Raw genomic sequence first — 12,170 nt, forward strand, 5'->3', positions numbered from 1 at the left:
ACAAGCCGCCGCCGGTGACGGTCTACCTTGGGGACTATGCCTGATCTCAGACGCGTCCTCGTGCTCGGTTCGACCGGGTCCATCGGCACCCAGACCCTCGACATCGCGCGTGCGAACCCCGATCATTTTCGGATCGTCGGGCTGAGCGCCGGCCGGAATCGCGAGCAGCTCGCCGCGCAGGCCGCGGAGTTTGGCCTCGAAAGCTCGGCGACAGCGCTCGGCGCCGAAGACGCGGAGCGTCTCGTGCGCGACGTTGAGGCCGACGTCATCGTGAACGGCATCACGGGCTCGGTGGGGCTCGGCCCGACGCTTGCGGCCCTCGAAACGGGCACCACTCTGGCGCTCGCCAACAAAGAGTCGCTCATCGTCGGGGCACCCCTCGTACGCCAGGTCGCGCGCCCCGGACAGATCGTGCCCGTTGACTCGGAGCACTCCGCGATCGCCCAGTGCCTCGCGGGCGGCACCCGGGGTGAGGTGTCTCGACTCGTGCTCACGGCGTCCGGCGGCCCATTCCGCGGGCGCACCCGTGCCGAGCTTGAGGAGGTCACCCCGGCCGACGCGCTGGCGCACCCGACCTGGGACATGGGCCGCGTGGTCACGACCAATTCTGCGACGCTGGTGAACAAGGGCCTCGAGATGATCGAGGCGAACCTGCTGTTCGACGTGCCGTTCGAGCGCATCGACGTGGTTATCCACCCGACTTCGATGGTGCACTCGATGGTGGAGTTCGCCGACGGGGCGACGATCGCGCAGGTCTCGAACCCCGACATGAAACTCCCCATCGCCCTCGCGCTCGACTGGCCGCGCCGAATCCCCGGCGCCGTCGCACCGATACGGTGGGGCGACCCGGACTTCGAGCAGACCTGGTCGTTTTCGGCACCCGACCACGAGAACTTTCCTGCCCTACGGCTCGCGCGCCTCGTCGGCGAGGCCGGCGGAGCACATCCGGCTGTGTTCAACGCCGCGAACGAGGTCGCCGTCGACGCGTTCCATGACGGTGCCCTGTCGTTCCTTGGCATCGTCGACACGGTGAGCGAAGTGGTCGACACCTATGCGGCAGAACCCGGCCCCGTGACCCGAGAGTCCCTGGCCCGCGCAGAAAGCTGGGCGCGCGCGTCCGCGAGGCAGCGCATCCTGCACCGCGCCTAAGCTCGCTCTCAAGCCTGCGGCGCTAGGCTTGCCGCTCGTGACTGGAATCGTGCTCTTCGTCGTTGGCATTCTCGCGGCCGTTCTCGGGCTCGGGATTTCCATCGCCCTGCACGAAGTCGGCCACCTGTTCTTCGCGAAGCGATTCAACGTGCGCGTGCCGCAGTACATGATCGGCTTCGGGCCGACGCTCTGGTCATTCAAGCGCGGCGAAACCGAGTATGGCTTTAAGCTGCTCCCGCTCGGCGGCTACATTTCGATGATCGGCATGTACCCGCCCGAACCCGGCAACACGGCGAAGGCCGCCGGCACGGGCATGTTCAGTCGACTCATTCAGGACGGCCGCGAGGCGAGCGCTGAGACCATCATGGTCGGCGAGGAAGACCGGACGTTCTACCGCCTGCCAGTGTGGAAGCGCCTGCTGATCATGTTCGGCGGGCCGATTATGAATTTCGTGCTCGCGGCGATCATCTTCTCGATCGTCGCGGTTGGTTTCGGTGTCTACCAGCCGACTACGAGGGTCGGCGACGTCTACGAGTGCGTCGTGCCCGCCGGCAGCGAGACGTCGGCCGACGAGTGTGACGAACCCGCGCCGGGCGCAGCCGCGGGCCTGCTTCCCGGTGACACGATCACCGCGCTGAACGGTTCGCCGCTGAGCGGCTGGGACGAACTGCAGAGCACGATCCGCGTTTCGGCGGATGTGCCACTCACTCTCACGGTCGAGCGCGGCGACGAGACGCTTGACCTCACCGTGACGCCGCGTCCGAACGAGATCTACGTCACCGACCCCCAGACCGGTCAGGTGGTCGAGGACGACAACGGCAACCCGATCACCGAAACGGTCGGATTCGTCGGCTTCACGGCGGTGAGCGCGCGTCAGCAGCAAGACCTCACCTTCGTGGGGGAGATGTACTGGGACAACCTCACCAGCGTCGCCAACGTGATCGTGACGATGCCGGAGCGGGTCGTGCAGATGTTCCAAGCCGGGTTCCTCGGCGCTGAGCGCGACCCCTACGGTCCCATGAGCGTCGTCGGTGTGGGCCGCATCACGGGCGAGGTGGTCTCGATGGAAGACACGCCGGTGCTTGATCGGGTCGCCACGGTGCTCTCGATCGTCGGCTCGCTCAACGTGATGCTCGGCGTGCTCAACCTCGTGCCGCTGCCGCCGCTCGACGGCGGGCACATCGCGGCCGCGCTCTGGGACGGGCTGCGCCGCTGGTGGGCGCGTCTGCGCGGCAAGCCAGACCCGGGCCCGTTTGACGCGGCGAAGCTGCTGCCCGTCACGATGGTGATGGCGACCGTGCTCATCCTCATCGGCGCACTGTTCATCTTCACCGACATCGTGAACCCGATCAGCCTGTTCTCTTCGCCCTAACGAGCGGCGTGATCGCTGATAGAGCAATCGGGAATACCGCGGTCGAAGGCGCTCCCGCGTAAACTGGCGATGTGCCTGCAGTAAATCTCGGACTTCCCAGCGTCCCCTCCGTCATCACCCCGCGCCGCAAGACTCGCAAGGTCAAGCTCGGCTCGACGTTCGTTGGCGGCGACGCGCCCGTCTCGGTGCAGTCGATGACCACGACGCCGACCACCGACATCAACGCGACGCTGCAGCAGATCGCCGAGCTCACGGCATCGGGCTGCGACATCGTGCGCGTCGCGGTGCCGAGCCGTGACGATGCCGAGGCGCTGCCGATCATCGCGAAGAAGAGCCAGATTCCGGTCATCGCCGACATCCACTTCCAGCCGAACTACGTGTTCCAGGCCATCGACGCCGGCTGCGCGGGCGTGCGCGTGAACCCGGGCAACATCCGCAAGTTCGACGACAAGGTGGGCGACATCGCGAAGGCGGCGAAGGACGCCGGGGTTGCGCTGCGCATCGGCGTGAACGCGGGTTCGCTCGAGCCGTCGCTGTTGCAGAAGTACGGCAAGCCCACCGCAGAGGCGCTCGTCGAGTCGGCGGTGTGGGAGGCGAGCCTCTTCGAAGAACACGACTTCCACGACTTCGGCATTTCGGTGAAGCACAACGACCCCGTCGTCATGGTGCGTGCCTACCGCATGCTCTCCGAGCGCGGCGACTGGCCGCTGCACCTCGGCGTGACCGAGGCCGGCCCGGCGTTCCAGGGCACGATCAAGTCGGCCGTCGCCTTCGGCTCGCTACTGTCCGACGGCATCGGCGACACGATTCGCGTGTCACTTTCGGCACCGCCGGTCGAAGAGGTCAAGGTCGGCCTGCAGATCCTGCAGTCGCTCAATCTGCGCCAGCGTCGCCTCGAAATCGTCTCGTGCCCGTCCTGCGGTCGCGCTCAGGTCGACGTTTACACGCTCGCCGACTCGGTGCAGGAAGGGTTGAAGCACCTCACGGTGCCGATCCGTGTCGCGGTCATGGGTTGCGTCGTCAACGGACCCGGTGAGGCCCGCGAGGCCGACCTCGGTGTCGCCAGCGGAAACGGCAAGGGCCAGATCTTCGTCAAGGGCGAGGTCATCAAGACAGTGCAGGAAGACCAGATCGTCGAAACGCTCATCGCGGAAGCCGAGCGTATCGCGGCGGAGATGCCGTCGGATGTGCAGGGCACGCCCGAAGTCATCGCCTAGTTCTGCTTCGGGGCCGACTTCGGTTTGACGCAGTCGCGAGCGAGGGCTGCGTACGATGGCCTGCATGACTGCCTCCCGCATCACCCACGACGATCTCGCAATAGCGTACGACCTCACCGGCAGGATCGGCACCGCACTTGAAAGTCGGGTGGTGGGGCAGGACCGCCTACGGCAGACGCTGCTCATCGGCTTGCTAACGGGCGGCCACGTGCTGCTCGAATCCGTGCCAGGTCTCGCGAAGACGACGGCGGCAGAAACGCTCGCTGCGGCGCTCGGCGGAGAATTTCGGCGCATCCAGTGCACTCCCGATTTGCTGCCGAGCGACATCATCGGCACGCAGGTCTACGACGCGGTCGAGGCCCGCTTCGAGACCCGGCTCGGCCCAGTGCACGCGAACGTCGTGCTGCTTGACGAGATCAACCGTTCGAGCGCGAAGACCCAGTCGGCGATGCTCGAGGCGATGCAGGAGCGTCAGACCACAATCGGCGGCAAGCGTTACCCGCTGCCCGACCCGTTCCTCGTGATCGCCACGCAGAACCCGATAGAGCAGGAGGGCACCTACGTGCTCGCCGAGGCGCAGCTCGACCGCTTCATGCTCAAGGACGTGCTCGACTACCCGCAGCCGCACGAGGAGGCCGAAGTGCTGCGCCGCATCGACGCGGGCGTGTTCCTCGACCATCCGGCGCCCGTGGCCTCGCTCGAGGAGGTCCTGGAGTTACAGGAGCTCACGCGTCGGGTCTACGTCGACCCGGCGATCACCGAGTACATCGTGTCGATCGCCTATGTCACCAGGCACGTCGACCAGTACCTCGACCCCGACGTCGCGCGCCTGGTCGAGGCGGGCGTCTCGCCGCGTGCGTCGATCAACTTCACCGCGGGTGCCCGTGCGGTCGCGCTGCTGCAGGGCCGCGACCACGTGATCCCCGAGGATGTGCGCTCGCTCGCATACCGCGTCCTGCGCCACCGCGTGCTGCTCGGCTTTGAGGCCGAGGCGACCGGCGTTCGGCCCGAGCAGGTCATCGACGCGATCCTGCAGGCGGTTCGTACCCCGTGACCGAAGAGGCACTGCTGACGCGCGTCAAGACCAAACTCTTTCTGCGGTCTCGGCGACGTGCGACGCACCTGCTTGAGGGCCAGTACGCGGCGATGCATCGCGGTCGCAGCATGGACTTCGATGACCTGCGCGAATATGAGCCGGGCGACGAGGTGGCCGACATCGATTGGAACGCCTCGGCACGCTCCGGTACGACGCTCGTGCGCCGCTGGGCCGACGAGCGGCGCAACCGCGTCTGCTTCGTCATGGATTCGGGCCGAAACATGGCCACCGGCTCGACCGGCGGCGACCCGAAGCGTGACATCGCGATCATGGCGGCCGGTGCGCTCGGCTACATCGCGCAGCGCCATGGCGACGAAGTCGCCTTCATCAGCGGCAACGCCGACGGGATCCAGCAACTTCCGTTTCGCGCGACCGAGGGGTCGCTCGAGCGCGGTCTTCGGGCCGCGGGCGCACCGATCGCGGTTGATGGCGCCCGCAGCGACGTGATCAGCTTGCTCGAGCGCGCCCGCGTCACGCTCAAGCAGCGGATGTTCGTGGTGGTCATCGCCGATGAACTGCGGCTGGATGAGCGGCTACGTGAGCAGCTCGGCGCGCTTTCGGCCGCGCACCAACTCGTGTGGATCGAGGTCGGCGATGGTGACCCCATCGGGCGCGGTGGGCAAGCCACCAGCTTTGACGTCGACGGCGGCTGGGAGATGCCACGCACGCTCGCTCGCTCGCCGAAGCTGCGCCGAGAGCTTGACGCCGCCATGGCCGAGCGCGCCCGCGAACTGCGCACCGAGCTCGAGCGCCGAGGCGTGTCGCATACGCGCATCGAGCGCGTCGATGGCGCAGTGCCGGCGCTGCTCGAACTCCTGCGAGTGAGGCAGCATGCCCGGATTTGATTTCGCGAGCGCCACCACGCCGCCCGAGCTGCCGGGCGAGGTGCTGCCGCTCGTCGGCTACAGCGCGTTTTGGCTTTGGCTTGGCATCGGGTTCATCGCGCTCGTTGTTGTCTACTACCTGCTCGTGTGGGTGTTTACCCGCGACCCTTCGCGCACGAACGAAGCTGAGCACGACGAGACCATGGATGTGGACGCCGCTCGGGCCCAGGCATTCGCGCGGGTCGATACCATCGAACGACAGGCCAGCTCGGGTGAACTCGACGATCGCTCCGCCTACGAGCAGCTCAGCGCGACCATGCGCGAGTTCGTGGCCGAGGCCACCGGCGTTCCCGCCGACCACATGACCCTGGCCGACCTCTCGCGCACACAGCTGCAGGGCACGACGAGAACGGTGGCGCAGCTCTACCCGGGTATCTTCGCGCCCGAGGCGCAGCGTGATGTAGCGGCGGCAACACGGGATGCGAGGGCGGTGATTTCGGGATGGAACTAGCATTCTGGTGGTTGCCCATCGCCGTAATCGTGGTGCTGATCGCGGTGATTGCCGCGGGGTGGTGGCTCGGCCGGCGCCGAACGGCCGGCCGAGCAATCGCGAATTCCTGGCGCGTGACCGAGCTGCCTGGTTATCGAACGGCACTCGCCCGGTCTGGCCTGTTCATTGGCGTCACCGCCGTGGTGCTCGCCCTCGTGCTCGCGACCGGTACCGTTGCGGCGGCGCGCTGGGTCTACACGCGAGTCGAGACTCCCGAGAAATACAACCGCGACATCGTGCTCTGCCTGGATGTGTCGGGGTCGATGACTGAGTACGACGCCGACGTGATTGATCGCTACCTCGAAATGCTGCCCGGCTTCGAGGGCGAACGCATGTCGCTCGTGCTCTGGAACTCGTCCGCGGTGCCTGTCTTCCCGCTCACCGACGACTATGCGTTCGTCGAAGACCAACTCAAGACGGTACGGGACGCCATGAAGTCCGGCACGGGGTCCGCGGTGTATACGAGCGGAACGCTTACCCGGCCCGGCGCCTCGCTCGTCGGCGACGGCCTCGCCTCGTGCGTCATGCAGTTCCCGGGGGCCGAGCCGTCCTCCACCGAACCGCCGGTCGACGACGGCCGCTCGAGGTCGATCATTCTCGCTACCGACAACGTCGTGAACGGGGCCCCGACCGTGTCGCTCGAGCAGGCGGCCGCGTACGCCCGCGACAACTTCATCACGGTGTTCGGTCTTGACGCGAACGAGTACCGAGACGCCTTCGCGGCCGAGTACGAGGGCGTCATGACCGAGTACGAGTTCCCGTACTTCCCACTCACCGCGGAGGACTCGGTCGACGAGATCGTGGACACGATCACGAGCGAGCAGACGAGCAAGATTCAGGGCGCTCCGCAGCTCTACGTCATCGACCGCCCCGAGTTCTGGCTGTGGGGACTGCTCATCGGTATTCCGGTGTTCCTCGTGTGCGCGAGGAGGCTGCGCATATGACCTGGGATCCCATGCTCCCGCCGTGGCTCCTCGTGGTCATCGCGGCGCTGCTGGTCGGCTACGTCGGTTTCGCGGCCGTCCGCGCGCCCGCGCGGGCCCGGCTGATGTGGCTCGGTCGCCTGGTGATGGTGCTCGCGCTCGTGGGAGCCCTCGCGCGCCCGGGCATCGGCACCTACTCGGCGAACGTCGCGAACGATGCGGTCGACGTCGTGTTTGTCGTCGATACTTCAGCGTCGGTCGGGGCGGAAGACTGGGGGAGTACCGCGGTGCGGCTTGAGGGCATGAAAGACGACATCAAGCAGCTCGCCGCGGAGCACCCAGGGGCCCGCTTCGCCATGATCACCTTCAATTCGGTCGCCTCGCAGCGATTGCCGTTCACGAGCGATGCGACGGCGCTGCAGGAGGCGGTCGACCTGCTGACGCCGGAAGATGGCTTCTATGCGATGGGCTCCTCACCCACGATTGCGGCCGACCTCCTGCACGACGTGCTGCAGGATGCGGTCGAGGCCGACCCTGAGGGCGAGCGCGCCCGCGTCGTCTACTACCTCGGTGATGGCGAAGACACGCTCGGCAGCGATGCCAACGACTTCTCGGAATCCGCGGGACTCGTGCAGGGCGGCAGCGTGCTCGGTTACGGGACGAAGGCCGGCGGAAAAGTGCGAGCTTATGACACCTATGGCCGCAACTACACCGACTACCTCTATGACTACGGCACCTATGAGCCGGGAGTCTCGAAGATCGACGAGGAGACGCTCGATGGCATCGCGCAGCAGCTGCGGGTGAGCTACCAGCACCGCGACGCAAACTCGGAACCCGAGGCGGCGCAAGTCGATGTGCGCCGCGGCACCTTGGCACCCGAGGCCGCCAACCGCATGAGCTTCCCGGTCTACTGGGTGTTCGCGCTGGTCATTGTCGGGTGGTTGCTCGTTGAGAGCTTCCTGCTCGTGCGCGCCGGGCGAGAGGTGCGCGATGCGCTGAGCGAGCAGGAGCGGCGCGAGGATGCGCGTGCCGTCGGGGCGGGTGACGACGCGTGAGTGACGAGATGAACGACTTTGTGAGCGATCGCACGGTGCGTCACCAGCGAAAGCAGAAGGTGCAGGACCCCGCGATCTCAGCGGCGCGTCGGCGCAGGCGACTTCGCCGTCGCCTCATGCTGTGGAGCCTGCCGTTCTCGATCGCCTTGCTGTTGGTGTCGGCAAAGCTCATTTCGCAGCACGCGATCGCCCAGACCGCGCTGAGCCAGTATTCGCAGGCCGAGTATGAGGGCTCGCTGAATACCTCCGGCCAGCTGAAGTTTGCCAATGTCGTCGAGCCGTGGAAGCCCTTCTACAACATGGGCACGAACTACCTGCGACTGGATGCACTGGCCGAGGCACGGGAGCAGTTCCACTCGGCCCTCGATCTGGCGAGTCCCAGCGAGCAGTGCCCGATTCGCGCGAACCTCGCGATCGCGATCGAGCGCGAGGGCGATGTCGCGCTTGAGGCGGAGGACGCCGAAACCGCCATTGCGAAGTATCAGGAGGCGTTGACCGTACTCGATGAGGCAGACGCGAGCTGCGAGTTCTCGACCTCGAACCGCTCGATCACCGACAGCGACGCCCGCATCACCGAGAAGCTCGAAGAACTCGAGCAGCAGCGGGAGCAACAGGAGCAGCCGGAGGACGGCGGCGACGGCTCCGATAGCCCTGGCGGTGAAAGTGATGGCGGCACCGAGACGCAACCCGACCCGGACGCGCTCGACGAGCTCGAGAACGGGCTCGGCGACAATCAGCAGGATCGTCAGAACGACGTCGAAGACGAAGAGGGCGGTTACGGGCAGAGCCAGCCCGATCGACCCTGGTAGCGCGGGGTACGATGGCCGACGTGATCCAACGTCTGTCGAACTACTTCCTTCGCACGCTCCGCGACAACCCGGCCGACGCCGAGGTCGCGAGCCACCGCCTCCTCGTTCGCGCCGGGTACATCCGACGTCAGGCACCAGGTATCTTCGCCTGGCTGCCGATCGGGTTGCGTGTTCGCCGACGCGTTGAGGCGATCATCCGCGAAGAGCTCGCGGCTGCCGGCGCGCAGGAAATGCTCTTCCCGGCGCTGCTGCCGCAGGAGTTTTACGAGGCCACGGGCCGTGTCGACGACTATGGCGACGGGATGTTCCACCTCTCCGACCGCAAGGACGCCGAGATGGTGCTGGCGCCGACGCACGAGGAGGCCTTCACACTCGCGGTGAAGGACCTGTTCTCGTCGTATAAGGATCTCCCGATCACGATCTATCAGATCCAGGACAAGTACCGCGACGAGGCCCGGCCCCGAGCCGGCATCCTGCGCGGCCGCGAGTTCACCATGAAGGACGCCTACTCGTTCGACTGGAACGACGAGGGGCTCGACGCGAGCTACCAGGCGCAGCGCGATGCGTACGAGCGCATCTTCCGCCGCCTCGGGCTCGACTACGTCATCGTCGCGGCCGACTCGGGCGCCATGGGCGGATCGAAGTCGGAGGAATTCCTCCACCCGACCGAAATCGGCGAGGACACCTTCGTGCGCACCGCTGACGGCAGCTACGCCGCGAACGTCGAGGCGTACACGGCGACTCCGGCCGAACCTCGTGACGCGTCGAGCGACCCCGCCGTCGAGGTGTTCGACACCCCGAACGCGGGCACGATCACCGCGATCTGCGAACTGGAAAACATCACCGGCGATGCCACGTTGAAAAACCTCGTCGTCGCGCTCACCGACCACGAGGGCAAGCGTGAGCTCGCCATCGTTGGCCTGCAGGGCGACCGCGCGGTCGACATGAAGCGCCTCGAGATCGCCTTCGCGCCGCGGGAGGTTGAGGCGGCGACGGAGGACGACCTTAAGGCGCATCCCGAGCTGGTCCGCGGCTACATCGGCCCGTGGAAGGACGGCGAGCAGTTTCTCGGCGAGGGCTCGACCACCGGCATTCCGTACTTCCTCGACACCCGCATCGGCGACGGCTCAACCTGGGTCACGGGCGCCAACACCACCGAGAAGCACGTTCGACACCTGGTGTACGGTCGCGACTTCGTCGCTGACGGACGAGTCGAGGCGGCCGAGGTGCGCGACGGCGACCCGGCTCCCGGCGGGCTCGGCCCCATCACCGCCGAACGCGGCACCGAGATCGGTCACGTATTCCAGCTCGGACGTAAGTATGCCGAGGCGCTCGGCGCGAAGGTTCTCGACCCGAACGGCAAGCAGGTCGTCGTGACGATGGGTTCCTACGGCATCGGCGTGACGCGCAACCTTGCGCTCGTGGCCGAGCAGAATCACGACGAGCGCGGTCTCATCTGGCCCGAGGAACTCGCCCCGTTTGACGTGCACGTCATCGCCACTGGCAAGGGCGAGGTGCCGCTGCAGGTGGCCACCCAGCTCGCGGAAGCCGCCGAGGCAGCTGGTCTCGAGGTGCTCTTCGACGACCGTCCGAAGGAATCGCCCGGCGTGAAGTTCGGCGACGCCGAGCTCATCGGCATTCCGTGGATCCTGATCGCGGGCAAGACGGCAGCAGACGGCATCGTCGAACTCTGGAACCGACGGAGTAACGAACGGACTCAGGTTTCGATCGACGAGGCAATTCCCGCGCTGCTGGCAGCCCGTGCGGTAAGATAATCGTTTCCGGCGAGTAGCCGGCACCCAAATCTGAATACGGAGGAGAGCCCATGAAGATCGATCCTGCAGTGCTGAGAACACTCGAGCGGGAACGGGAAATCCCCTTCGACGAACTCGTCGAGATCCTCGAGCAGGCCATCTTCGCCGCGTACGTGAAGCACGCGACCGCGGAAGCCGGCAAGGACACTCCGCCCGAGGGCTCGCGCGTCAACCTCGACCGTCGCACTGGCGAGGTCACCATCGTTGAGCCGCAGTACAACGACGAGGGCGAGGTAATCGGCGAGGCCCTTCTGCCCGCCGAAGACTTCGGCCGCATCGCCGCCTCGGCAGCGAAGCAGGTCATCACGCAGCGGATGCGCAACATCGACACCGACAAGGTGCTCGGGGAGTTCCGTGGTCGCGAGGGCGACATCGTCAACGGCGTCATCCAGCAGGGTGACGACCCGAAGATGGTGCGCATCGAGATCGCCCCCGGTGTCGAGGCCATCATGCCGCCCGAGGAGCAGGTGCCGGGTGAGGACTACCGCCACGGTCGCCGCATCCGCGTGTTTGTGACCAAGGTGGAGCGCGTTGAGCGCGTAGGGCGTGGCACCCGCAGCGCACGCATTACGGTTTCGCGAACCCACCCGCAGCTTGTGCGAAAGCTCTTTGCGAACGAGGTTCCCGAGATCGCCAACGGCATGGTCGACATCGTCGCGGTTGCTCGCGAGGCTGGTCATCGCTCCAAGGTCGCCGTGCGCGCCACCGAGCCGGGCTTCAACGCGAAGGGTGCCTGCATCGGGCCGCTCGGAGCTCGCGTGCGTGCCGTCACCAACGAGCTCGACGACGAGAAGATCGACATCGTCGACTACTCGAACAACCTCTCCGACTTCGTGGCGAACGCACTGAGCCCGGCAAAGGTTTCGAGCTCGTTCGTACTCGACCCGAAGACGAAGGCAGTGCGTGTGCTCGTCCCCGACTTCCAGCTGTCGCTCGCGATCGGCAAGGAAGGACAGAACGCCCGCCTCGCGGCGCGCCTCACCGGAGCTCGGATTGACATTCAGCCCGACAGTGTGATGGAAGACCCCGACGAGTCATAGCGGCGCATGCGCCGACATGGGAGTACTATGGATGCAGTGCGAACGTGCATTGGATGTCGCGTGCGCGCCTCACAAGAACAACTCATCAGAGTTGTCGAGGTATCCGGAAGGCTCCAGCTTGACTGGAACCGGACGCTGCCGGGTCGGGGTGCGTGGTTACATCCGCAGGTTGACTGCGTAGCTCACGCGCTCGACCGAAAGCAGTTTCGACGCGCATTGCGCGCCGGGGAGTTGGATGACAGCGCCCTTCGTTCGTACCTAACTGCACTACCAGCAAAGGTTGTTGATCGGACTATGGACCAATCATGAGTGGCTCGCGAT

General features: G+C 66.2%; 12 protein-coding genes. All 12 read left to right on the top strand.

Going from position 1 to position 12,170, the window contains the following annotated elements:
• Window positions 1–36 precede the first annotated feature (36 nt).
• The 12 genes from QM019_RS00490 (at window position 37) to QM019_RS00545 (ending at window position 12,158) form a co-directional block, all read left to right on the top strand.
• Window positions 37–1,149, top strand: coding sequence for a 1-deoxy-D-xylulose-5-phosphate reductoisomerase (locus QM019_RS00490; protein ID WP_282851450.1), 1,113 nt, complete (start codon window positions 37–39; stop codon window positions 1,147–1,149).
• Window positions 1,150–1,186: 37 nt separating this feature from the next.
• The gene (locus QM019_RS00495) at window positions 1,187–2,521 is read left to right on the top strand and encodes a M50 family metallopeptidase (RefSeq protein ID WP_206427663.1); all 1,335 of its coding nucleotides are present in this window, start codon (window positions 1,187–1,189) and stop codon (window positions 2,519–2,521) included.
• A 71-nt stretch (window positions 2,522–2,592) separates the two neighbouring features.
• Window positions 2,593–3,738, top strand: a complete 1,146-nt coding sequence (ispG, locus tag QM019_RS00500; RefSeq protein WP_125106059.1) for a flavodoxin-dependent (E)-4-hydroxy-3-methylbut-2-enyl-diphosphate synthase — start codon at window positions 2,593–2,595, stop codon at window positions 3,736–3,738.
• A gap of 55 nt (window positions 3,739–3,793) precedes the next feature.
• Window positions 3,794–4,792: an AAA family ATPase gene (locus QM019_RS00505; protein ID WP_282851451.1), complete on the top strand. Its 999-nt coding sequence runs from the start codon at window positions 3,794–3,796 to the stop codon at window positions 4,790–4,792.
• Window positions 4,789–5,679 (top strand): DUF58 domain-containing protein, encoded by an 891-nt coding sequence (locus QM019_RS00510; RefSeq protein WP_282851452.1) that lies wholly within the window; start codon window positions 4,789–4,791, stop codon window positions 5,677–5,679. The genes QM019_RS00505 and QM019_RS00510 overlap by 4 nt, the downstream gene beginning before the upstream one ends.
• Complete coding sequence (locus tag QM019_RS00515) at window positions 5,666–6,169, top strand: hypothetical protein (protein ID WP_282851454.1); 504 nt, start codon at window positions 5,666–5,668, stop codon at window positions 6,167–6,169. The genes QM019_RS00510 and QM019_RS00515 overlap by 14 nt, the downstream gene beginning before the upstream one ends.
• An 11-nt stretch (window positions 6,170–6,180) precedes the next feature.
• Complete coding sequence (locus QM019_RS00520) at window positions 6,181–7,152, top strand: vWA domain-containing protein (protein WP_211198323.1); 972 nt, start codon at window positions 6,181–6,183, stop codon at window positions 7,150–7,152.
• On the top strand, window positions 7,149–8,186 hold the full coding sequence (locus tag QM019_RS00525; RefSeq protein ID WP_282851455.1) for a vWA domain-containing protein: 1,038 nt from the start codon (window positions 7,149–7,151) through the stop codon (window positions 8,184–8,186). Before QM019_RS00520 ends, QM019_RS00525 begins: the two co-directional genes overlap by 4 nt.
• A complete protein-coding gene (locus QM019_RS00530; protein WP_282851456.1) occupies window positions 8,183–8,995 on the top strand; it encodes a tetratricopeptide repeat protein in 813 nt (270 codons plus the stop codon). Before QM019_RS00525 ends, QM019_RS00530 begins: the two co-directional genes overlap by 4 nt.
• 11 nt (window positions 8,996–9,006) lie before the next feature.
• Window positions 9,007–10,770, top strand: coding sequence for a proline--tRNA ligase (locus QM019_RS00535; RefSeq protein WP_428831939.1), 1,764 nt, complete (start codon window positions 9,007–9,009; stop codon window positions 10,768–10,770).
• A gap of 50 nt (window positions 10,771–10,820) precedes the next feature.
• The gene (gene nusA / locus QM019_RS00540; protein WP_125106052.1) at window positions 10,821–11,849 is read left to right on the top strand and encodes a transcription termination factor NusA; all 1,029 of its coding nucleotides are present in this window, start codon (window positions 10,821–10,823) and stop codon (window positions 11,847–11,849) included.
• Window positions 11,850–11,876: 27 nt separating this feature from the next.
• On the top strand, window positions 11,877–12,158 hold the full coding sequence (locus QM019_RS00545) for a YlxR family protein (protein ID WP_282851458.1): 282 nt from the start codon (window positions 11,877–11,879) through the stop codon (window positions 12,156–12,158).
• The last annotated feature ends 12 nt before the right edge of the window (window positions 12,159–12,170 follow it).

It is taken from the genome of Gulosibacter sediminis, from assembly GCF_030011715.1.
Lineage (GTDB): Bacteria > Actinomycetota > Actinomycetes > Actinomycetales > Microbacteriaceae > Gulosibacter > Gulosibacter sediminis.

Bases quoted from the DNA above. Each gene is read 5' to 3' on its own strand.
- QM019_RS00545 (WP_282851458.1), top strand. From the start codon at position 11,877: ATGGATGCAGTGCGAACGTGCATTGGATGTCGCGTGCGCGCCTCACAA.
- QM019_RS00515 (WP_282851454.1), top strand. From the start codon at position 5,666: ATGCCCGGATTTGATTTCGCGAGCGCCACCACGCCGCCCGAGCTGCCG.
- QM019_RS00490 (WP_282851450.1), top strand. From the start codon at position 37: ATGCCTGATCTCAGACGCGTCCTCGTGCTCGGTTCGACCGGGTCCATC.
- QM019_RS00525 (WP_282851455.1), top strand. From the start codon at position 7,149: ATGACCTGGGATCCCATGCTCCCGCCGTGGCTCCTCGTGGTCATCGCG.
- QM019_RS00535 (WP_428831939.1), top strand. From the start codon at position 9,007: ATGGCCGACGTGATCCAACGTCTGTCGAACTACTTCCTTCGCACGCTC.
- nusA (WP_125106052.1), top strand. From the start codon at position 10,821: ATGAAGATCGATCCTGCAGTGCTGAGAACACTCGAGCGGGAACGGGAA.
- QM019_RS00505 (WP_282851451.1), top strand. From the start codon at position 3,794: ATGGCCTGCATGACTGCCTCCCGCATCACCCACGACGATCTCGCAATA.